Consider the following 21,277-nt stretch of genomic DNA (forward strand, 5'->3'; position numbering starts at 1 on the left):
GTTCCGGGCCTTATCGCCCGGGCCTAGAGTCGGTTCCATGAGTGTGCTGACGTCACCGAAGACCTACACGGGCCTGGCCGCCCTGCAAGCCGCCGACGCGGCGCTGTGCGCCATCCCGGCACCGTTCATCACCACAGCACTCGACACCGTCGGATGCCCGCAGGAGATCAGGCCGATCCTGCCGGTCGTCAAGGCCGCTGCGGCGGTCGGGCTGCTGTCGGTGCACCGGTTTCCGCGGCTGGCACGGCTGACCACCGCCGCGTTGACGCTGTACTTCGTCCTTGCCGTCGGCGCGCATATCCGGGTCCGCGACAGCATCGCCAACACCGTGCCGGCGGCGTCGCTGCTGACGCTGTTCGCGGCGATGACGCTCAGCGGTCCGCAACGCAGCGCCCGGCGCTAGAGCCGAGCGCGCCGCAGCACTACGGCTGCCCCGGCAGCAGCCGCACCATCAGCCCCTGCCCCTCGGCCAGCACGGTACCGTCGGCGTCGGTGATTTCGGCGCCGATGAACGCCTTGCGCCCCTCGGACCGCTCGATGCGGCCGTGCGCGAGCAGCGGGGTGTTGATCGGCGTGACCTTGCGGTAGTCGACATGCAGGAACGCTGTCCGGCTGATCGGCCGGTTGGCGGCGTGCACCACCATCCCGAACAGCCAGTCGAACAGCAGCGGCAGCACACCGCCGTGCACCGCGGAGTTGCCGCCCACGTGGAAGCGGCTGAACGACCCGGACATCGAGACGCCGTCGGGATCGAACCGGGTGATGCGCCACGGCGGCATCAACAGGCTGCCCATGCCCTCCAGGGAAGGCGCCCGCCCAGCCGGGGCCACACCCTCGGGCGCCGGAAACCGCTCCAGCAACCCCACCAATGCCTCGGCACGATCGGCGGCGTCGTCCCAGGTGCTGTCGTCGGGGTCGGTGGACACCGCCAGATCCTGCAGGCGCCGCATGGTGGTCAGGAACCGGACGAAACCCGGGCTCGGGTCGGCCACCGCGTAGTCGGGGAAACCCCCGTGGGTGGCGTAGTCGGGGTCGAGATCCTCCGGCCGCGGCTCGCTCACGCCCGATCCCTGACGACGTCGCGGCGCACAATGGTCTGTTCCCGTCCGGGACCGACCCCGATGCAGGAGATCTGCGCACCGGCGATCTCCTCGACCCGCGAGACGTAGTCGCGTGCGTTGGCGGGCAACTCCTCGAAGGTGCGGGCGCCGGAGATGTCCTCCCACCAGCCGGGCAGTTCCTCGTAGACCGGCTCGGCGCGGGCAAACTCCTCCTGCGTCATGGGCAGTTCGTCGGTGCGTTTGCCGTCCACGGTGTAGCCGACGCAGACCGGGACCGTCTCCAAGCTGGACAGCACATCGAGTTTGGTCAGGAAGTAGTCGGTGATGCCGTTGACCCGGGTGGCGTAGCGGGCGATCACCGCGTCGAACCAGCCGCACCGGCGCTGGCGCCCGGTGGTCACCCCGACTTCGCCGCCGGTCTTGGACAGGTACTCGCCGTGGGCGTCGAACAGCTCGGTGGGGAACGGCCCCGAACCGACCCGGGTGGTGTAGGCCTTGAGGATGCCCAGCACCGTGGTGATGCGCGTCGGTCCGACACCTGAACCCACGGCTGCCCCGCCCGCGGTCGGGTTGCTCGAGGTCACGTAGGGGTAGGTGCCGTGGTCGACGTCGAGCAAGGTGCCCTGCGAGCCTTCCAGCAGCACGTTCTCGCCCCGGTCCAGCGCAGCGCCCAGCAGCAGGCTGGTGTCGGCGATCCGGTGCTTGAAACCCTCGGCCTGCTCCAGCAGGTCCTCAAGGACCTGCTCGGGCTCCAGCGCCTTGCGGTTGTAGATCTTGACCAGCACCTGGTTCTTGAAGTCCAGGGCGGCTTCGATCTTGGCGGCCAGCGACTCCTGGTCGAGCACGTCGGCGACCCGGATCCCGATCCGGGCGATCTTGTCCTGGTAGCAGGGGCCGATGCCGCGACCGGTGGTGCCGATCTTCTTGCTGCCCATGTAGCGCTCGGTCACCTTGTCGATGGCGACGTGGTAGGGCATCAGCAGGTGCGCGTCGGCGGAGATCAGCAGCCGGGAGGTGTCGACGCCGCGACCCTCCAGGCCCGCCAGCTCCTCGAGCAGCACGCCCGGATCGACCACCACACCGTTGCCGATCACGTTGGTGACGTGCGGCGACAACACCCCTGAGGGGATCAGGTGCAGTGCGAAGTTCTCCCCGGTGGGCAGAACCACGGTGTGGCCGGCGTTGTTGCCGCCCTGGTAGCGCACCACCCACTGCACTCGCTCGCCGAGTAGGTCGGTCGCTTTCCCTTTGCCCTCGTCACCCCATTGGGCGCCGATGACGACGATTGCCGGCATGGATTTCTCGCTAACTGTCTTGGCTTACTGTGGTCCAGCCGGGGACTGAGCCTATCTGAAGCGATTCACGAGGAGCGTGTTGAACGCCACTAACGGCACGGAGCGCCTGTGACAGCGCCGCAAACCGCCGTCTTAGTGTTCGACGGACGGCCGCTGCCACGCCCCCTGCGGGGGCTGCCCACCATGCGGTTCGGCGACGGTAGCGGCCGCGAGGACTTCGACGCGGCCATCGACCGGTACCGCCGGCTGGTGGTCGTCGGCGCCGACGCCGACCTGGCGCGCCTGGCGACCCGGCTGCTGCGCACCGACCGGCTCGACGTCGAGGTGGGTTATGCCCCCAGAGGCCGGACACCGGCCACCGCGGCCTACCGGCTGCCGGCGGGATGGCGGGCCGCGCGGCGGGCCCGGCAGGGCGCCGCCCAGCCGGTGCCGCTGGTGCGTGACGACGCCGGCACCGTCCTGGTGGGCGCCGCCCGCTGGCTGCCGGTGGACGGCGCCGAGGTGCTGCACGGAGAGGGCATCGTCGATGACACCGCCCTGTTCGACGGGGATGTCACCGGCGTGGTGATCGAGCCGACCGGCACCGCCCCGGGTGTGCGCGCCGCGGTGCTGCCCCGGCGCCGCCGGGTACGGCGCTGGGTGGCGGGCCGGGCGGCGCAGCTGGGCACCACCGGCGCGCTGGTGGTGCGCGACGGGGTCTGCGCCAGCCGTACCGTGAAACGATCCACCTTCTACCGCCACATCGAGGACTGGCTGCTCGTGCGATGACCGCGCGGGCCGGGCCAGCGAAGCTCCGGCAAAGTCGGTAGGTTCGGGCGGTGAACGTGCAACCCCTGCGCAGCCGGGCGGTCCGGCCCAGCCCGGTGTTCCTGGGGTTGGTGGCGCTGGCCGCCGTCGGCGGCGCACTCGCCTGGCGGGCGGGCGAGGAGATCGGGCCGCTGGCCTACGCCGGGGTGTTCGTGCTCGTCATCGCCGGTTGGCTGGTCTCGCTGTGCCTGCACGAATTCGGCCACGCCTACACCGCCTGGCGGTTCGGTGACCACGGTGCGGAAATGCGCGGCTATCTGACCCTCAACCCCTTGCGTTACACCCATCCCGGCCTGTCACTGGTGCTGCCCCTGCTGGTCATCGCGCTGGGCGGGATCGGGTTGCCGGGCGGGGCCGTTTACGTGCAGACCTCGGCGATGACGCCGCGGCGGCGCACCCTGGTCAGCCTGGCGGGCCCGGCGGCCAATCTGGTGCTCGCGGTGCTGCTGTTGGGCGTCACGCGCGCGTTCTACGACCCCGCTCATCCGGTGTTCTGGTCCGGGGTGGCGTTTCTGGGCTTCCTGCAGGTGACCGCGCTGGTGCTCAATCTGCTGCCGGTGCCGGGGCTGGACGGCTACGGCGCGCTGGAGCCGCACTTGAGTCCGGCGACCCGCCGCGCCGTGGCACCCTTCCAGCAGTGGGGCCTGTTGGCGCTGGTGGTGCTGCTGTTCGCCTCTCCGGCGTTGAGCCAGAAGTTCTTCGCACTGGTGTTGTGGTTCTTCGACCTCTTCGCCGTGCCGCGGCTGCTGGTCTCGTGGGGGCTGAGCCTGACCCAGTTCTGGAACGCCTGGTTCTGACAGGGCCCGGCGTCGCGGGTCAGCCTCACGCCGCAACCCGACTTCACCCGGCGGCGGGCCCGCCCGCCTATATTCACCTCCCATGGGCTCCGGTCACGAGCACACCACCACCGACACCCGACTGTCGCGGATGGTCATCGGCGCCGCGATCCTGACCGCGTTCTTCGCCGTCGAGCTGACCACCGCGATCATGATCAATTCGATGGCGCTGCTGGCTGACGCCGGCCATCTGCTCACCGACCTGGCCGCCCTGTTCATGGGGGCGGCGGCGGTGATGCTGGCCCGGCGCGGCAGCACCCCGCCGTCGCACACCTATGGCTGGCACCGCGCCGAGGTCTTCACCGCGGTCGCCAACGCGGTGCTGCTGATCGGGGTGGCGACGTTCATCCTCACCGAGGCGATCCGCCGCATCGGTACCGCGCCCGATGTGCCCGGTGTGCCGATGATCGTGGTGGCACTGGCCGGACTTGTCGTCAACCTCGGGGTCGCCGCGCTGTTGCGGTCCCACTCCACGGTGAGTCTGGCGGTGCGCGGCGCGTACATGGAGGTGCTGGCCGACACCGTCGGCAGCGTGGGCGTGCTGATCGCCGGGGTTGTCACCCTCACCACCGGGTGGCCCTACGCCGACGTGGTGGTCGCGGTCTTCGTCGCGCTGTGGGTGTTGCCGCGCGCGTTCGCCCTGGCGGGGGCGGCACTGCGAATTCTCTCGGAGGCCTCACCGAGCCACATCGACGTCGCGGAACTCCGCGCGGCACTCGCCGGCATCGACGGTGTCACCGACGTTCACGATCTGCACGTGTGGACGCTGGTTCCGGGGCAGGACATGGCCACAGCGCACCTGGGCACCAGCGCCGACGCCGGCCGCGTGCTGGCCGACGCGCGCGCCGTGCTGGCCGCTCGCGGGTTGACGCACGCCACCGTGCAGGTGGAGCCTGCCGGGCAGGGGGGTCGTTGCTCGCTCGGATGCTGAGGGGTCAGCTCAGCCCCAGCGCGGAGCGGGCGCCGGGATCGCAGTCGTCTAGCAGAGCCAGGCAGCGTGCCTGCTCGTCGGCTTCGCCGATGCTGGTGGCGGCACGCGCCAGCGCGGCCACACACCGCAAGAAACCACGGTTGGGTTCATGCGAATACGGCACCGGGCCGTAGCCCTTCCACCCGTTGCGGCGCAGCTGGTCCAGGCCCCGGTGGTAACCGGTGCGCGCGTAGGCGTAGGCAGTGACAGCCTTGTCCTCGGCCAATGCCGCTTCGGCCAGCACCGCCCACGCCACCGAGGCGGCCGGATACGCGGCCGCGACAACTTCGGGGTTCTGGTTGCCCCGCAGAGCGGCCTCGGCGTCGGGATCGCCGGGCAGCAGGGTCGGATCGGGTCGGAGGAGATCACCGGTGTGAGTCACATCGTCCATTCTGCCGTGCCGTCCATGGCCAGCCACTCCGGCAATCCGCCGGCTCGCTCAGTAAGCTGGCGCGCAGCAGATTAGCTAGCGGGAGGACAGCCGTAGCCCATGCCGAACCCATCCGGCCCCGACCGCGACGACGTTCCCGCACCGCCCGCATCCGATCAGGGTTCCGGGACCGGCGCTGCCCCGGTCGAGCAGCATCCCGACGGCGACGACCAGGTCACCCAGATCCAGCCCGTCGACTCAGACGACGAGACGGCGACGGCCGCCCTGGCGGAGACACCGGCCGACGCCGACGCTGTCACCGAGGTGATCGCCACCGAGGCCGCGCCCGGTACCGACGGTTCACCGGAGCGCAGGTTCACCGCTCCCGGGTTCGACGCCGGGCACACCGAAGTCATCCCGTCGGTGGATGATGCCGACACCGAACTGATCGCTCAGCAGAGCGATGACGCGGGCAAGGCGATACCGCAACAGATTCCGGCACGGGTCGGCACCAAGCTGCCCAGCACCGTCTCGCGCAGCTGGGGCTGGGTGATGGCGGTGATCCTGATCATCCTGGCGCTCGCGGTGATCGCCGTGCTGGGCACGCTGTGGCTGACCCGCGAAACCCGCCAGGCGGCCTCCCAGGAGGAACACGTCCGGTCCACGATCCAGAGTTTCGACATCGCCACGCAGAACGGCGATCTGGCCGCACTGCGCAGTCTCACCTGCGGCGACATCCGCGACCGCTACGTCAACTACGACCAGAAGGTCTGGGACGAGACCTACCGCCGGATCGCGGCGGCCAAGCAGTACCCGGTGGTCGCCAGCATCGACGAGGTGGTGGTCAACGACGGCCACGCCGAGGCCAACGTCACCGCCTTCATGGCCTACGAGCCACGGGTGCGCTCAACCCGCAGCTTCGACCTGCAGTTCCGTGACGACCAGTGGAAGATCTGCCAGTCGCACGGCAGCTGATGACGTTCGTTGACGCTGCGCCTACGGCGGGGCTCACTCGAACTTCCCCGCCGTGGACGCAGAGTCAACGACTCAGGCCAGGGCCTTGCCGGCGCTGTGCAGGTCGTTGCAGGCTTCGATGACCCGCTCGGTCATGGAGGCCTCGGCCTTCTTGAGGTAGCTGCGCGGGTCGTAGGTCTTCTTGTTGCCGACCTCGCCGTCCACCTTGAGGACACCGTCATAGTTGGTGAACATGTGCGCGGCGACCGGGCGGGTGAACGCGTACTGGGTGTCGGTGTCGACGTTCATCTTCACCACGCCGTAGCGCAGCGCCTCCTCGATCTCGGACTTCAGCGAGCCCGAGCCGCCGTGGAAGACGAAGTCGAACGGCTTGGAACCCTCGGCGAGGCCCAGCTTGGCCGACGCGACCTTCTGGCCTTCGGCCAGGATGTCCGGGCGCAGCTTGACGTTGCCCGGCTTGTAGACGCCGTGCACGTTGCCGAAGGTGGCGGCCAGCAGGTACTGGCCCTGCTCGCCGGCACCGAGGGCGGCGACGGTCTTCTCGAAGTCTTCGGGCGAGGTGTAGAGCTTCTCGTTGATCTCGGCTTCCACCCCGTCCTCTTCGCCGCCGACCACACCGATCTCGACCTCGAGGATGATCTTGGCGGCCACCGCCTGGGCCAGCAGCTCCTGGGCGATGGTCAGGTTCTCATCGATCGGCACGGCCGAGCCGTCCCACATGTGCGACTGGAACAGCGGGTTCTGGCCGGCCTTGACCCGATCAGCCGAGATCGCCAGCAGCGGCCGCACGAATCCGTCCAGCTTGTCCTTCGGGCAGTGGTCGGTGTGCAGGGCCACGTTGATCGGGTACTTGGCGGCGATCACGTGGGCGAATTCGGCCAGGGCCACCGCCCCGGTCACCATGTCCTTGACACCCAGACCGGAGCCGAACTCCGCGCCGCCGGTGGAGAACTGGATGATGCCGTCGCTGCCGGCGTCAGCAAAGCCCTTGATCGCCGCGTTGATGGTCTCCGACGATGTGCAGTTGATCGCCGGGAACGCGTAGGAGTTCTCCTTGGCGCGGGCCAGCATCTCGGCGTAGACCTCGGGGGTAGCGATGGGCATGGAACTCTCTCCTCCTGGGTGCAAACGGTGTCCCCCCAGTATCCCCAACGGTTAATCTCCCACGACACCGGTATGTTGGGGCCTCATGAGCATGACGGTGGCGGCGATGCCCCACATATTGGACCCGATGTACTGGATCGGGCAGGGCGGCCTGTTCGAGCACGCGGTCCTGCCGGCCATCCTGGTGATCGTCTTCGTCGAAACCGGTCTGCTGTTTCCCCTGCTGCCCGGCGAATCGCTGTTGGTCACCGGTGGCCTGCTGGCCGCCGCCGGCAACCCCGACATCTGGGTGCTGGCCCCGGCCGTGGCGGTCGTGGCGATATTGGGCGACCAGACCGGCTACTTCATCGGCCGCCGCATCGGGCCGGCACTGTTCAAGAAAGAGGACTCCCGCTTCTTCAAGAAGCACTACGTGACCGATTCGCACGCCTTCTTCGAGAAGTACGGGCCGGCCGCCATCATTCTGGCCCGCTTCGTACCGTTCGCCAGGACGTTCGTCCCGGCGATCGCCGGCGTGTCCTACATGCGCTACCCGGTCTACCTGGCGTTCGACATCGTGGGTGGCATCCTGTGGGGCGCCGGGATGACCCTGACGGGGTACTGGCTGGGCACCAAGGTGCCGGGCATCACCGACCACCTGGAATTGATCATCATCGGGATTCTGTTCGTCTCGCTGCTTCCGGCGATCTACTCGGCGGTCAAGGCGTATCTGTCCCGGCGCGCCAATCGTGCGGTGCAGACCCCGGCGGATCCGGCCGCTGTCAGCACCCGTAACCCCGAGTAGTTCGCGCCGGCTACCGGGCGGCCGCGACCACGTGGGCGGCCTCCATCAGCATCCACCCGCCCAGTTGCACCGACAGATCCCGCTCGGGGACCTCGGATTCGTATACGGCGCCGGCGATCGACGTGGCCAGCGCGCCATCGCCGCGGGGTACCTCGGCCGCCTGATCCCAGAACGCGCCGAACAGCGGCAACCCGTTCACCGACTGCCGGTAGTCCCACGCCGATTTCGCCGACGCCAGCACCAGCTGTGCCGCGGTGTCGCGCGCCGCGGTGTCGGCCGCGCTGTCCCCGGGCAGCGTGGTGGCCGTCACCGCCAGGTAGCGGGCGGTGATCCCGGCGAACAACCCGCCGTCGCCGCCGCCGGCTCCCTTGATCACTCCGCCGGGAGCCATATGCTCGCGCACGGCGGCCACCAACCGGTGGACCCGGGCGAAGTGCCTTTCGGCGCCGGTGCGCGCCGCCAGTTCGGTCTCCAGTCCGAGCACCACGCCCTGGCAGTAGGTGTACTGCGCCCGCACCAGCGAACCGGCCCGGATGCCGTCGAACACCAGGTGGGTCTCCGGGTCGATCAGGGTGGCGTCGATCCAGTCGCCCATCTCCACGGCGCGCTGCAGCCACCCCGGTTCGCGGGCCAGGAAGATCCCGGCCGGGCCGTTGGCGGGAGCGTTGAAGAAGGGCTCGGTGAACTGCTCGTCCTTGCGCCAGGGGATGCCGCCGCCGGCTTCGGGCATCCAGGAGTCGGTCAGCTCGCGGGTCAAGGTGCCCAGGGCGCGGCGCCGGTCGGCGCCGGTGACGTGGGCCGCGCGTTGGATCGCCAACGCCAGCCAGGCCATGTCGTCGTAGTAGGCGTTGGTCCAGCGGCCCACGTTGCGCAGCCGGTGGGTGCGGATCTGCCGCTTGATCCGGGTGACCCGCTCGGGCTGCGGGTCGCGCAGCTGCGCGTCGACCAGGCAGTCCAGCAGGTGCGCCTGCCACCAGTAATGCCAGTGCGGCGCGCGCCGTACCGGCGGCCAGGCCACGACGCCCAGCTGCGTGCCGGGCAGATGCCACAGCGCCTTGAGGTGGCGTGCGGTGACCGCGGCTTCGGCGCTTTCGGCACGGTTCGCCCAGAGGTGGTCCATAGCCGTTGATCTTGCCGCATAAGCCGAGCGTGGACCTTCCCGCGGACCGGCGATCCGCGGGAAGATCCACAGCTCAGGTATCAGAAGGGCAGCTCGAAGCCGCCCCCGTCGGTGAGCTGACCGAACAGGTCCAGAATCCACTGGATCGCGGGTGCAGCCTCCAGGACGTCCGACGCTATCGCGATCTGGGCGGCAAGTGCCTCTTCCGTCTCCGTCAACCAGGTGGTGATCGATTCCCCGGCCAGGTTGGCGAGCACGTCGAGGTCGCTGCCGGCCTCGGGGAACAGGTCATCGAGGGTGATGATGCCGTCGGCAATCGCGTTGATCGCCCCCGGGCCTGCCCCATAGATCGACAGCAACGACCAGGTGATGACGCCTCCGTAGTAGCCGGACGCGAGTTCTAACAGGCCATCGAGCTGCTCGCCGTCCTGCGCCGAGACTCCCAGCAAGCTGTACAGCCAGCCCAGGTCGAAGTCGGCGACGGGGCCGAAGAGCACTTCGGGGTCATCGCTGATGGACTCGAAAAATCCTTCGGTCCAGGTGAGAGGGCTCCAGCCGGGGCTGAGGATCTCCTCCAACAGACCGTAGCGATCGGTCACCCAGTCCCCGACGCCCGAGATCCCGGCGAAGGAAAGGAAGGGGTCCAGCCAGCCGGCCCACTCGACGGCCGTTTGGCCATACGACAGGGTGGTCGCGGTCAGTTCCTCCGCGTAGGCCTGCGCCGCGGCAAGGGAGTCGAAGCTGACCCAGCCGTCGGGAGTCAAGACCTCGACATCCGGCCAGTCCAGGGCGGTCAGGGCCACCTCGGCAGCGACGGCCCGGGCCGGATGGGCCGGCACAGCCGCGGGTGCGGTCAAGATCGCTCCGGCGCCCACCAGCGCGGCGCCGAAGGCAGCGTAGGGGCGCACGTTCTTCCGTAGATGCATGGGGGAATCCTCGTTTCTGACAGGAACCTGATAGGCGTCACGCTAGCGGTGGCGGCCCCGCTTCCGATACAGGGAAATCCCTGGACTTTGCCCATGGGAAGCGCCCCTCACCTGCGGATTCCTGGTTTCGTCAGAGCGGCGAAATATCTCCGCAGGCTGGCCGCACCGGCCTCGGCGCTGCCTTGCCGGAAGCATGTTCTGCGCCGCGTATGAGAGTTAGCCGTGTACGCCTCGTGGGACCGGCGTCCCGGTCACCAGGCGCGGTCGAAATCCGCGTGCTCGGTGATCCAGGCGTGCATCGCGATCCCGGCGGCCACCCCGACGTTGATGCTGCGAGTCGAGCCGAACTGGGCGATGGACACCGTCAGATCCGCACCGGCTCGCACCTCGTCGCTGATTCCGAGGCCTTCGCTGCCGAACACCAGCAGGCAGTCGGCGGGCAGCGCGGTCTGCTCCAAGCGCGCGGCGCCGGCGACATTGTCCGCTGCGACCACCGTCAGTCCCTGCCGCGCAGCGAAATCCAGCAGTTCGGCAGCCGTCTCGTGATGCACCAGCCGCTGGTAGCGGTCGGTGACCATGGCGCCGCGCCTATTCCACCGCCGTCGGCCCACGATGTGCACGGTGTGCACGGCGAACGCGTTGGCAGTCCGCACCACCGAGCCGATGTTGGCGTCGTGCCCGAAGTTCTCGATCGCGACGTGCAGCCGATGCCGACGGCGATCGATATCGGCGATGATCGCCTCGCGGCTCCAGTAGCGGTAGGCATCGACGACGTTGCGGCTGTCGCCGTCGCGCAGCAGTTCGGGGTCGTACCGCGGGTCGCTGGGCAGTGGCCTCGGCCAGGGCCCCACCCCGTTGTCCGTCGGCGAGAACCACTCGGTGGGGCCGGGCCCCTCGGAGCGCTCGCTCACCCGGTGGTCCACACGGCGGCATGCGTGCCGACCACCGACACCGAGGGGTAGAGCAGCGCGGAGTTGATCTCGCCGTGCGTGCACAGCGCTGTCGGTACGTGCACCGAGTTCAGCGAGGCCTCCGGCAGGATCAGCACCGATGACCCGACCGCCAGGCAGTCCGGTCCCAATCCGGGCATCGGTGTGGACGGCCCGGCGACCAGCATCAGCGGTCCGCCCCGCGCGATCGCCTCGTCGCGGTACTGGCCCGGCACCGCGTCGGCCGTCAGGCTCAGCACCATGTAACCGTTGCCGGTGAACGCCTTCGGGTCGCCCAGGGCGGTCGGGGCCAGCGGCACACCGTCGGCGCGGTAGGCGGCCACTCCCTGGGCGGTGAGCAGCAGACCGGTGTCGGCGGGGTTGACCGGCGCCAGTCCCACCGGGAAGGCCGCGGCGTAGGCCACCGTGGTGTCTTTGATCCGGTCGGCAGGCGAATACAGGTACACGCCGCGCAGGGCGCTGCGTTCCTTGAGCGGGCCCAGGCACACGGTGCCGGTCAGCCGATCGGGTTGCGGGGCCGACAGCGGCGCCGGCACCAGTTCGCCCAACAGCGTGCAGCTGCCCAGCCCGGTGGCTTCGATGGGATGCGAAGGGGTGCCGTACACCCCGAACCGCAGATCGCCGGGCGCGGCGTGGGCCCCGTGCTCCGCGGTGAGCTGGGCCTTGACGTCGATCAGGGCGTAGTCGACCTCCCACCGCAGGTTCGACAGGGTCATCTCCCAGCCGAGGAAGGTCAGCGGCGAACCCAGCCGGGCGCCCTGGGCGCCGTAGGGGCCGGCCGTTTCCGAGCCCCCGCACGCCGCGACGCAGGCGACGGCCAGCGCCGACACCAGCGCGATCAGACTCCGCACAACGGTCCTCGGTGCGTTCAGTCCAGCCCCAGCTCGGCCAGTCCGAGCACACTGCGGTAGGGCACGCCCTCGGCCTCGATGGCCTCGGCTGCTCCGGTGGCACGGTCCACCACGGTGGCCACGCCCACCACGTGACCGCCGGCCTCCCGCACCGCACGCACCGCGGTCAGCGCCGACCCGCCGGTGGTGCTGGTGTCCTCGACCACCAGCACCGGGTGGCCGGCGACGTCGAACCCTTCGATAAGGCGCTGCATGCCATGGGTTTTCACCGACTTGCGCACCACGAATGCGTCGATCGGGCGGCCCGGGGCGTGCATGACGGCGGTCGCCACCGGGTCGGCGCCCAAAGTCAGGCCGCCCACCGCGACATAGTCCCAGTCATCGGTGAGCTGGCGGACCAACCGTCCGATCAGGGCACCGGCGCGATGGTGCAGGGTGGAACGGCGAAGGTCGACGTAGTAGTCGGCTTCGGCTCCCGAGGACAGGGTCACGCGGCCGTGCACCACCGACAGCTTGCGCACCAGCGCGGCCAGCTCGTCGCGTTCGTCGTTGTTAAGTGCGGCCACGGCCCCTCCCGAATCTGTTGGTCAGCGTCCGCGACAGCCCGCGCGGAACCAGTCGGCTGACGCCTGCCAATGCCTTGTACTGCAGGCCCGGGACGCTGACCACCTCGCCCCGGGCGATGTCGGCCAGACTCGCCGCGACCACGTCGTCGACCTCCATCCACAAAAACGACGGCAGGGTGGCCATGTCGATGCCGGCACGCTGGTGGAATTCGGTGTGGACATAGCCGGGGCAGACAACATGGATGCCGACGCCGGTGCCGTGCAGGCCGCCGGCCAGTCCCTCGGTGAACGACACCACCCAGGCCTTGGATGCCGAGTAGGTCGAGCCGCGTCCCGACAGCAGCCCGGCGACGCTGGCGATGTTGATGACCCTGCCGGCGCCCTTGTCGATCATCGCGGGCAGCGCGGCCCGGGTCAGCTGCATCACCGCGGTGACGTTGACGTCCAGCTGCGCCTGCAACAGCGCAGGGTCGGCGGTCCAGAACTCTCCGGCCGTGCCGAATCCGGCGTTGTTGACCAGTACCTGCACCCCGGCGGCCAGACGCTCGGCGACCCGCGCGCGCCCCTGGGCGTCGGCCAGGTCCGCGGACAGTACCTCGACGGCGGCACCGTGGGCGTCGCGCAGCTCGGCGGCCAGTGCTTCCAGGCGCTCGACATCGCGGGCGACCAGCACCAGATCATGTCCGTCGGCGGCGAAGCGGCGCGCGTAGCCGGCACCCAGCCCAGAGGTGGGCCCGGTGACCACGGCGACGGGGCGAGACATGCCCGTCAGCGTAACGGCGATCGCGAGCGCGACGAAGTCGGGCGCTGCGGTTCGCCGCCGTCATCTCCCAACCAAGCCGCTGGTATCGAGCGGCGTCGGTCGTCAGCGCTGATAGTGCGCGGTCTGCCGCACGTTGTGCCCGCCCTTGGCCGAACGCCCGTCCGAGGCGGCGTCCCGGCTCGCCCGGCGGCGCGGCGCCGGCTCCCCCGCAGCGGACGCGGGCGCCCGCGATGCCGATGCGGGCTGGTCGGCTGCATTGTCGTCGGCTGCCTCCGCGGCGCTCGGCGGTCCCAGCGGGCGGCTGGGCTGGCCGCCGTTGCGGCGGCCCGGGGCGGCCTCGGCGGCCTGGCGGCGCGGGGCCGGCGGCAGCACCCGCAGGAGGTCGTTGAACTGGCGGACGCTGCGCAGGCCCTCGTCCCACTGGCTGCGGGTGCTGGTGATGGGCATGCTCACCAGCGTCCAGTTCTCCTCGTTCCACATGATTTCCGCGCAGTCGGGCGCGCTGTGGGCGAAGGTGACCATCCGCCGGTCGCAGGCCCGGCGTGCCGCGTCCAGGTTGGTGGAATACACCATGCGGGGGCCAATCGCCCCGAGCAGCCAGATGTCGTTCTCGCGGGGCTCCTTGAGGCCCTTGAGCCGCACATCGACCACCACGTTGGTGGCGACCTTGCGATGCAGGGCGATCACCGTGGCCACTTCGTCGAGGTCGAAGATGTAGACGGCCTCGCCGCGGATCTGGCCGAGCACCACGTTGCGCACCGGCGCCTCGCCGCCCACGCTCGATATCACGCCGCGTGTCCAGCGGCGCAGGATCTCGGTGGATTCCGGTTCGAAGTCGAAGCCGTGCGACCGTGCCCAAGACTTACGGCGCCGACTGCGGCCCCGACGCTGGTCGATGTCCACGTACAGCAGTACCGCCGCGCCGACGAAGCACAGCGCGGACAGCGTGAACCAAAGCGGGACCATTGGGCCTAGCGTATCTGTTCTCGGGCCCGAAGCGAGAATGCTCGCAGGTCACAACCGTGTATCAGCACTGTTCCAACAGGTCAACGTCACAATTGCAGGGTGTCCGGAGCGACGCCGCCGAAGATGGTCTTCCCGGTGTCGTAGGAGACGTAGATCGGCTCCATGGCGAACGGCAGGTTACCGGTGTTCATGTTGTTGGCGCTGATCACCACCGGGCCACGCGTCGAGGCGTTCGCGGGGTCGGCCGAGTAGGTCGTCGAACTCACGGTGTAGGAGTAGAGCAGCTGCCCGCCGGGGGTGTAGACGCGGATCAGCGTCCCGTCCGGGAGGGTGCCGGTGGACGTCGGGGTGATGCCCGCGTTGCTCAGCACCGACGCCGGCATGGTTCCGAACACCCCGCCGGAGTCGATCACTCCGTTGACCTGCTGAGGCGTGGCGCCGTTGAGGCTCACGTACAGGGCCGACCACGGCGCGCCATCGACGGCGATCCCGCCCTCCAGCGGGTTGGCCCCGAAGATCAGTTCCCCGTTGGGCTGGTCGATCAACACGCCACGGCCGAGCTCGCCCGGCAGATCGGCGGTCGGAATGTGGTCGGGGGTGGGGCCCAGCGCGTTGGGCCCGATGCCCAAGATGCCGGTGGAGGATCCGGCCAGGTAGTCGTGAATGGACCACGGGCCGAAGATGTTGAAGTCCGCCGGGAACGCGAACAGCACCGCGGCGACTGACGTGTCGGCGGTGACCGTACCCGCGACGCCGTCCTGGTCGAAGCCGCTGAAGGTGACCGTGGTGGGCAGCTCCAGATAGAAGTAGTTCAGGTAGCCACCGAACTGGCCGATGTTGAATCCGGTCGGCAGACCGGTGATGCCGAAGGGGTTGATGTTCCAGATCGGCATGACCAGTCCGGCGGCGCCGGTGTCGACCAGGACCTCGGTCTCCGGGCCCCCGCCGACGGAGAGGTTGATGACCGGCTGGGTGACCAGGTTGACGTCCATCGGGACGGTGAAGCTGGTCGGGAGATCGGCGAGCGCGGTGTCCGGGCCGTAGTCGGCGGCGCTGCCGGCGACATCCGGGCCGAACAGCCACGGCGCGATGCTGTTCAGCGGGTTGTAGACCAGGTCCTGGTACCAGCCGGTGAACAGGGTGTCCAGCGAGGCCAGGGCCGAACCCGGGTCGGTGTCGGCGGCGATACCCGGGTCTGTCCAGCTGATCGCGTCGATCAGGGGCTGCAGCAGGTCGTCCCAGTCCGCGTGCGCGGCGGGGGCCGGGGCGCTCAGCGCCAGCAATGCGCCGGCGGCGCCGACGGCACCCACCAGCCGATGGCGACGACGTGCCATGATGACCCCTCCGGTTGGACGCCCGCTACCCGAACTCGCGGGAATTTCTCAGTAACGGCAAGGCTAACCGATCAGCCAGAGCACCGCACCTGCAAAGCAAGCGTCCTACGTCACGGCCCCCGGAATCAATCCCGGGGGCCGTGACGTCTGGATGGGCTCAGCCCAGGATCAGCGACTCGCCGTCCGCGCTGATGTTGACCGGCACCACGTCGCCGTCGTGCACCTCGCCGGCCAGCAGCATCTTGGCGAGCTGGTCGCCGATGGCCTGCTGGATGAGCCGGCGCAGGGGGCGCGCCCCGTAGACCGGGTCGAAGCCACGACGGGCCAGCCACTTCTTGGCCTCCAAGGAGACCTCGATGGTCAGCCGCCGTTGCGCCAGGCGCTTGGCCAGCTGCTGCAGCTGGATGTCGACGATCTGCACCAGTTCCTCGGGGTTGAGACCCTCGAAGATGAGCACGTCGTCCAGCCGGTTGATGAACTCCGGCTTGAACGCGGCCCGCACCGCGGCCATCACCTCCTCGTCGGTGCCACCCGAACCCAGGTTGGACGTCAGGATCAAGATGGTGTTGCGGAAGTCCACGGTGCGGCCCTGGCCGTCGGTGAGCCGGCCCTCGTCGAGGACCTGCAGCAGCACGTCGAACACGTCCGGGTGCGCCTTTTCGACTTCGTCGAACAGCACCACCGTGTAGGGCCGGCGGCGCACCGCCTCGGTCAGCTGACCGCCCTGGTCGTAACCGACGTAGCCGGGAGGCGCACCGACCAGGCGAGCCACCGAGTGCTTCTCGCCGTATTCGCTCATGTCGATGCGGACCATGGCCCGTTCGTCGTCGAACAGGAAGTCGGCCAGCGCCTTGGCCAGCTCGGTCTTGCCGACGCCGGTCGGGCCCAGGAACAAGAAGGAACCCGTCGGCCGGTTGGGGTCGGCGACACCGGCCCGGCTGCGCCGCACCGCGTCCGAGACCGCCTGCACCGGCTTGCGCTGACCGACGACCCGCTTGCCGAGCTCGTCCTCCATGCGCAGCAGCTTGGCGGTCTCGCCCTCCAGCAGCCGGCCTGCCGGGATACCCGTCCAGGCACTGACCACATCGGCGATGTCGTCGGGGCCGACCTCTTCTTTGAGCATGAGGTCTTCTTGAGCGTGAGCAGCCGGCAGCGCGGCGTCAAGCTTCTTCTCCACCTCCGGGATCCGGCCGTAACGCAGCTCGGCGGCCTTGGCCAGGTCGCCGTCGCGTTCGGCACGGTCGGACTCGCCGCGCAACGCCTCGAGCTGCTCCTTGAGTTCGCGGACGACGTCGATGGCGTTCTTCTCGTTCTGCCACCTGGCCGTCAGCTCGGCGAGCTTCTCCTTGTGGTCGGCCAATTCGGCGCGCAGTTTGACCAGCCGGTCCTTGGAGGCCTCGTCCTCTTCTTTGCTCAGCGCCATCTCTTCGATCTCCAGGCGCCGCACCAGGCGTTCGACCTCGTCGATCTCGACCGGCCGGGAGTCGATCTCCATGCGCAGCCGCGAGGCCGCCTCGTCGACCAGGTCGATGGCCTTGTCCGGCAGGAATCGGGCGGTGATGTAGCGGTCGGACAGCGTGGCCGCGGCGACCAGCGCCGAGTCCGTGATGCGCACCCCGTGGTGGACTTCGTAGCGGTCCTTGAGGCCGCGCAGGATGCCGATGGTGTCCTCCGCCGACGGTTCGCCGACGTACACCTGCTGGAAGCGGCGCTCCAGGGCGGCGTCCTTCTCGATGTACTTGCGGTACTCCTCGAGCGTGGTCGCGCCCACCAGCCGCAGCTCGCCGCGCGCGAGCATCGGCTTGATCATGTTGCCGGCGTCCATCGCGCCCTCGCCGGTGGCACCGGCGCCCACGATGGTGTGCAGCTCGTCGATGAACGTGATGATCTGCCCGGCCGACGCCTTGATCTCGTCCAGGACGGCCTTGAGGCGTTCTTCGAACTCGCCGCGGTACTTGGCGCCGGCCACCATCGAACCCATGTCCAGGCTGACGACGGTCTTGTCGCGCAGGCTCTCCGGGACGTCGCCGGCGACGATACGCTGCGCCAGCCCCTCGACGATCGCGGTCTTGCCGACGCCGGGCTCACCGATGAGCACCGGGTTGTTCTTGGTGCGCCGACTCAAAACCTGTACCACCCGGCGGATCTCGGTGTCACGCCCGATCACCGGGTCCAGCTTGCCCTCACGCGCACGTGCGGTCAGATCGGTGGAGTACTTCTCCAACGCCTGGTAGCTGGCCTCGGGGTCGGCGCTGGTGACCCGCGCACTGCCGCGCACCTTCACGAACGCCTCCCGCAATGCCTGCGGGGAGGCGCCGTGACCGGTCAACAGCTTGGCGACATCGGAGTCGCCGGTGGACAGGCCCACCATCAGGTGTTCGGTCGACACGTACTCGTCGTCGAGTTCGGTGGCCAACTGCTGGGCCACGGTGATCGCGGCCAGCGCGTCGCGGGACAGCTGCGGTTGCGCGTTGGAGTTGGTCACCTGCGGTGCCAGATCGATCAGCCGCTGCGCCTCGGTCCGGACTGTCGCGGGGTTCACCCCGACCGCCTCCAGCAGCGGTGCCGCGATCCCGTCGTTCTGGGTCAGCAGGGCCTGCAGCAGGTGCGCAGGCCGGATTTCGGGGTTGCCGGCGACCGTGGCCGTTTGCAAAGCGGCGGTCAGGGCTGCCTGCGTCTTGGTGGTCGGGTTGAAAGAGTCCACGACACCTCCATTCGGGGTTAGTGACGGGCCTCACATAACGCCCGCCAAAAATGCTTGTCGTGTTTTCCAACGCCGTCAAGGTTGAGTCTGTTCCGCTCAGGTCTGACGAGTTTTCCTGAGCGGCGACTCACCCCGCCTGATCAGCCAAGACGCAGCGCGCGACGGGCATCCTGCATCATCCGGGGCAACCGCGAGGCACCCATCAGCGCCCGGAAGAGCCAGCTGTCGTCCGACGGCAGCACGCCGGCCGATTGGGTGGCGTCGAGCAGGTCGAACAACGTCTCCCCCTCGTACATGAGCCCGTCGGCGTTGAAGTGGTAGCGGTCCACCGCCGTGCACTGCACGAAGGTGCCGACGCCGTGGATCGCCGGAGCCGACTCGTCGTAGGGATAGAAGCGCAGCGTGCCGCTGAAGTGTCCGCTGCCGATGTAGCGGACGATCACCCGCGTCTCGCCCTCGGGCGTGACGTCGAAATAGACCTGCCCGGGCAGCGGGTCGTAGCGCCAGTCCGGGATGGCGTCGAGGAAGGAGAAGTTGTAGCGCTCGAACTCCTCGAGACCGACGATGATGCGACCGAAGGTCGTGGGGTCCTTGTAGCGCAGGTCCGGCGTGTAGAGCTCGTGGTTGAGCGACATGTCGCGCATCAGCCAACTCCACCAATACTTCTTGGCCCATTCGGCGGCGAAGGCCACGTCGATCCCACGCTCGGCGTAGTGCGCGATCTTGCGGTCCAGATCGAGGAACCACTGCTCGGTCATGGCGTTGAGCTCGGGCTCGGTGAGCACCTTGACCTTGCCGCCGGCGCGGTTTCCGGGCAGGTATTCCGGTAGTGGCTGACGCAGCCTCGGTTTGGCGATGGCCTCCCTGAACAGCGCCTCGTCGAACATGCCACCCACCTTCCCGCCGCATTGGAATCACCTGATTCCCGCAATCAAAGCAGGCCCAGCAAGTAGAATCAAGTGATTCTCAAGCGGATGGGGTGGCCCGATGGACACGACGACGCCGCGAGTATGGCGCGGCCAGACGCATGACGACCGGGCCCAACTCCGCCGAACGCAACTGATGCGGGCCGGATTCGAGCTGCTGGGCACCGAAGGCACCTCAGGCGTCACCATGCGAGCGGTCTGCCGCCACGCCGGGCTGAGCCCGCGCTACTTCTATGAAAGTTTCAGCGACACAGACGAATTGATGCTGTCGGTCTACGATCACTGCAACGCCGAGCTGCTCAACGCCATCGCCGGCGCCACCAACCCGGAATCCCCCGTCGCGGCGGCGGTCGACGCTGCCGCCGGCTACTTCGAGGCAGATCCCCGGCGGTTGCGAATCCTGTTGCGCGAGCCGCAGTCCAGCAATCTGCTCGCCGCCCACCGGGCCGATGTACTCCCCGGGCTCCTGACCGAACTGGCCGGTTCCGCGGGCGTCACCGACCCGCCGGGCAGCCCCACCAGCCGCGCCATGCACGCCAGCGCACTGTCGGGAGCTCTGACCGCGCTGGTTCTCGACTGGGCCGACGGCCGGCTGCGCGCCAGCCGTGCCGAGCTGGTCGCCTACGCGACCACGCTGGTGCTGGCAGGGCTGGCCGGGTCCGGCGATTCAGGACGCTGAGGTCTCACACGAGGCCGAGGTCTCGCAGGACCGGGCGCCGGCCGGCGGTCGGCTCCAGAGGAACAGCGCGATCCAGGCGCCGTAGCCCAATGCCATCCCGGCATACATGACGGTGGGATCCGACTGGCCGTGCACGCTGAGGTAGAGCGCCACCCCGACGATCAGCGCAGGCAGCGCGGCAGCCCGACGCCGCAGGGCCAGCGCGACCGTGACGAACACGATCGACACGATCAGCAGGACGGGACTGATCCGATGTAACGCCTCGAGCGCAGCGCCACCCCAGCCGCGGGACCGCGCGCCCTCGTGTGCACCATGGCCGGCGCCGGCCGCCGCCGAGGCGCCGGCGCCGACTGCGGCCAGGACCGCCGGGAGACAACAGGCCAGCGTGCAGGTCAGCGCGGCGAACGCGCCCGCCACCCCGAATCTGCGCCCGGCCGGCTTGCCCGGACCTGCCGCGTCGCGCTGCGGCGTTGCTGACATATCCCACCCTTCCCAAGGTTGTGAGCCGAACCTATACCCCGTAGGGGTATCTGGCAAGGCATGGCCGGGTGCACGGCCGGACCGATCCGGTCCGCTACGGTGCAGCTATGACGACCAGCCTGGCTTCGGTGTGGACTGCCCTGATACCCCTTGCCCTGGTGGTGGCGCTGTCCCCGATCACCGTAATCCCGGCCGTGCTCGTGCTGCACACTGCGCGCCCGCGGGAGACCGGACTGGCCTTCCTGCTCGGATGGCTGGCCGGCCTGGCGGCTCTGACCGCCGCGTTCGTCGCGGCATCCGGCCTGGCCGGCGGTCTGCAGCGGACACCGCCGGGCTGGGCGTCCTGGCTGCGGATCGTCGTCGGTACGGCGCTGATCGGGTTCGGCCTCTACCGGTGGACGGCCCGGCACGGCCACAGCGAAATGCCCCGCTGGATGCGCTCCTTCACCACGATGGCACCGCTGCGCGCCGGCCTGATGGGGGCGATACTGGCCGTCGTCCGGCCCGAGGTGTTGTTCATGTGCGCCGCCGCCGGACTGGCCATCGGCAGCGCCGGACTGGCCGCCGAGGACAGCTGGACCATGGCGGCATTCTTCGTCGCGCTCTCCGCCTCCTCGGTGCTGATTCCCATCCTGGGCTACGTCGCCGCCAGCGACCGGCTGAATCCGGCACTGAACCGGCTCAAAGACTGGATGGAGCGCCAGCACGCCGCACTGGTCGCGGTGATCCTGGTCCTGATCGGTGCGATGGTGCTCTACAACGGGATTGACGCGCTCTGACCGGCGACGCAGCGGCGCCGTTAAGATCGCG

General features: G+C 69.1%; 23 protein-coding genes. 8 read left to right on the forward strand and 15 right to left on the reverse strand.

All coding sequences use genetic code 11. From position 1 onward, the window contains the following. The first annotated feature begins 37 nt into the window (after positions 1-37). Positions 38-403: a DoxX family protein gene (locus tag AWC02_RS02505; protein ID WP_085126911.1), complete on the forward strand. Its 366-nt coding sequence runs from the start codon at positions 38-40 to the stop codon at positions 401-403. A gap of 19 nt (positions 404-422) precedes the next feature. Here AWC02_RS02505 and AWC02_RS02510 read toward each other — a convergent pair whose 3' ends face one another. Continuing rightward, on the reverse strand, positions 423-1,061 hold the full coding sequence (locus AWC02_RS02510; RefSeq protein ID WP_085126913.1) for a PaaI family thioesterase: 639 nt from the start codon (positions 1,059-1,061) through the stop codon (positions 423-425). Next, positions 1,058-2,356, reverse strand: a complete 1,299-nt coding sequence (locus AWC02_RS02515; protein WP_085126915.1) for an adenylosuccinate synthase — start codon at positions 2,354-2,356, stop codon at positions 1,058-1,060. Before AWC02_RS02515 ends, AWC02_RS02510 begins: the two co-directional genes overlap by 4 nt. Positions 2,357-2,539: 183 nt before the next feature. Between AWC02_RS02515 and AWC02_RS02520 the strand changes: the two genes are divergently transcribed. The 3 genes from AWC02_RS02520 to AWC02_RS02530 all read left to right on the forward strand — a co-directional run bounded on the left by AWC02_RS02520 (position 2,540) and on the right by AWC02_RS02530 (position 4,930). After that, entirely contained in the window at positions 2,540-3,124 is a 585-nt protein-coding gene (locus AWC02_RS02520) for a peptidase M50 (protein WP_109560835.1), read from the forward strand. A 50-nt stretch (positions 3,125-3,174) separates the two neighbouring features. Further along, positions 3,175-3,960 carry a site-2 protease family protein gene (locus tag AWC02_RS02525; RefSeq protein ID WP_085126919.1) on the forward strand — a complete coding sequence of 262 codons (786 nt, stop codon included), beginning with the start codon at positions 3,175-3,177 and terminating at the stop codon, positions 3,958-3,960. Positions 3,961-4,042: 82 nt separating this feature from the next. Beyond that, entirely contained in the window at positions 4,043-4,930 is an 888-nt protein-coding gene (locus AWC02_RS02530; protein ID WP_085126921.1) for a cation diffusion facilitator family transporter, read from the forward strand. Between the two features lie 4 nt (positions 4,931-4,934). Here AWC02_RS02530 and AWC02_RS02535 read toward each other — a convergent pair whose 3' ends face one another. Continuing rightward, entirely contained in the window at positions 4,935-5,351 is a 417-nt protein-coding gene (locus AWC02_RS02535) for a DUF3151 domain-containing protein (RefSeq protein ID WP_207567980.1), read from the reverse strand. Between the two features lie 108 nt (positions 5,352-5,459). Between AWC02_RS02535 and AWC02_RS02540 the strand changes: the two genes are divergently transcribed. After that, on the forward strand, positions 5,460-6,314 hold the full coding sequence (locus AWC02_RS02540) for an Rv0361 family membrane protein (protein WP_085126925.1): 855 nt from the start codon (positions 5,460-5,462) through the stop codon (positions 6,312-6,314). Between the two features lie 72 nt (positions 6,315-6,386). Here the strand turns inward: AWC02_RS02540 and fbaA are convergent, their stop codons facing one another. After that, positions 6,387-7,418 (reverse strand): class II fructose-bisphosphate aldolase, encoded by a 1,032-nt coding sequence (fbaA, locus tag AWC02_RS02545; RefSeq protein ID WP_085126928.1) that lies wholly within the window; start codon positions 7,416-7,418, stop codon positions 6,387-6,389. An 85-nt stretch (positions 7,419-7,503) separates the two neighbouring features. Here fbaA and AWC02_RS02550 point away from each other — a divergent pair, with 85 nt between their 5' ends. After that, positions 7,504-8,202 carry a DedA family protein gene (locus tag AWC02_RS02550; RefSeq protein WP_085126930.1) on the forward strand — a complete coding sequence of 233 codons (699 nt, stop codon included), beginning with the start codon at positions 7,504-7,506 and terminating at the stop codon, positions 8,200-8,202. A 10-nt stretch (positions 8,203-8,212) separates the two neighbouring features. Here the strand turns inward: AWC02_RS02550 and AWC02_RS02555 are convergent, their stop codons facing one another. From AWC02_RS02555 to AWC02_RS02600, 10 genes are all read right to left on the reverse strand, one after another. Further along, positions 8,213-9,322, reverse strand: a complete 1,110-nt coding sequence (locus AWC02_RS02555) for a glycoside hydrolase family 76 protein (RefSeq protein ID WP_085126932.1) — start codon at positions 9,320-9,322, stop codon at positions 8,213-8,215. 80 nt (positions 9,323-9,402) lie between these two features. Continuing rightward, positions 9,403-10,248, reverse strand: a complete 846-nt coding sequence (locus tag AWC02_RS02560; RefSeq protein ID WP_133055596.1) for a hypothetical protein — start codon at positions 10,246-10,248, stop codon at positions 9,403-9,405. A gap of 251 nt (positions 10,249-10,499) precedes the next feature. Continuing rightward, on the reverse strand, positions 10,500-11,159 hold the full coding sequence (locus AWC02_RS02565) for a TrmH family RNA methyltransferase (RefSeq protein ID WP_419179193.1): 660 nt from the start codon (positions 11,157-11,159) through the stop codon (positions 10,500-10,502). Continuing rightward, the gene (locus tag AWC02_RS02570) at positions 11,156-12,049 is read right to left on the reverse strand and encodes a hypothetical protein (protein ID WP_085126938.1); all 894 of its coding nucleotides are present in this window, start codon (positions 12,047-12,049) and stop codon (positions 11,156-11,158) included. Before AWC02_RS02570 ends, AWC02_RS02565 begins: the two co-directional genes overlap by 4 nt. Positions 12,050-12,066: 17 nt before the next feature. Beyond that, the gene (gene pyrE, locus AWC02_RS02575; protein ID WP_085126940.1) at positions 12,067-12,615 is read right to left on the reverse strand and encodes an orotate phosphoribosyltransferase; all 549 of its coding nucleotides are present in this window, start codon (positions 12,613-12,615) and stop codon (positions 12,067-12,069) included. Next, positions 12,602-13,378 carry an SDR family NAD(P)-dependent oxidoreductase gene (locus AWC02_RS02580; protein ID WP_085126942.1) on the reverse strand — a complete coding sequence of 259 codons (777 nt, stop codon included), beginning with the start codon at positions 13,376-13,378 and terminating at the stop codon, positions 12,602-12,604. The genes pyrE and AWC02_RS02580 overlap by 14 nt, the downstream gene beginning before the upstream one ends. A gap of 102 nt (positions 13,379-13,480) precedes the next feature. Further along, complete coding sequence (ttfA, locus tag AWC02_RS02585) at positions 13,481-14,344, reverse strand: trehalose monomycolate transport factor TtfA (RefSeq protein WP_085126943.1); 864 nt, start codon at positions 14,342-14,344, stop codon at positions 13,481-13,483. A gap of 86 nt (positions 14,345-14,430) precedes the next feature. Further along, a complete protein-coding gene (locus AWC02_RS02590) occupies positions 14,431-15,678 on the reverse strand; it encodes a PecA family PE domain-processing aspartic protease (RefSeq protein ID WP_085126945.1) in 1,248 nt (415 codons plus the stop codon). A gap of 157 nt (positions 15,679-15,835) precedes the next feature. Then, entirely contained in the window at positions 15,836-18,382 is a 2,547-nt protein-coding gene (gene clpB / locus AWC02_RS02595) for an ATP-dependent chaperone ClpB (RefSeq protein ID WP_085126947.1), read from the reverse strand. Positions 18,383-18,522: 140 nt separating this feature from the next. Continuing rightward, complete coding sequence (locus AWC02_RS02600) at positions 18,523-19,269, reverse strand: nuclear transport factor 2 family protein (protein ID WP_085126984.1); 747 nt, start codon at positions 19,267-19,269, stop codon at positions 18,523-18,525. Positions 19,270-19,369: 100 nt separating this feature from the next. On the opposite strand from AWC02_RS02600, the gene AWC02_RS02605 reads away from it, so the two are divergent. Continuing rightward, positions 19,370-19,987 (forward strand): TetR/AcrR family transcriptional regulator, encoded by a 618-nt coding sequence (locus AWC02_RS02605; protein WP_085126949.1) that lies wholly within the window; start codon positions 19,370-19,372, stop codon positions 19,985-19,987. Here the strand turns inward: AWC02_RS02605 and AWC02_RS02610 are convergent. Continuing rightward, a complete protein-coding gene (locus AWC02_RS02610; protein WP_109560831.1) occupies positions 19,976-20,467 on the reverse strand; it encodes a hypothetical protein in 492 nt (163 codons plus the stop codon). The two genes, AWC02_RS02605 and AWC02_RS02610, sit on opposite strands and share 12 nt — an antisense overlap. A 107-nt stretch (positions 20,468-20,574) precedes the next feature. Here AWC02_RS02610 and AWC02_RS02615 point away from each other — a divergent pair, with 107 nt between their 5' ends. After that, positions 20,575-21,246, forward strand: a complete 672-nt coding sequence (locus tag AWC02_RS02615) for a GAP family protein (RefSeq protein WP_085126951.1) — start codon at positions 20,575-20,577, stop codon at positions 21,244-21,246. Positions 21,247-21,277 lie beyond the last annotated feature (31 nt).

The sequence above is a fragment of the Mycolicibacter engbaekii genome (genome assembly GCF_002101585.1).
GTDB classification, from domain to species: domain Bacteria; phylum Actinomycetota; class Actinomycetes; order Mycobacteriales; family Mycobacteriaceae; genus Mycobacterium; species Mycobacterium engbaekii.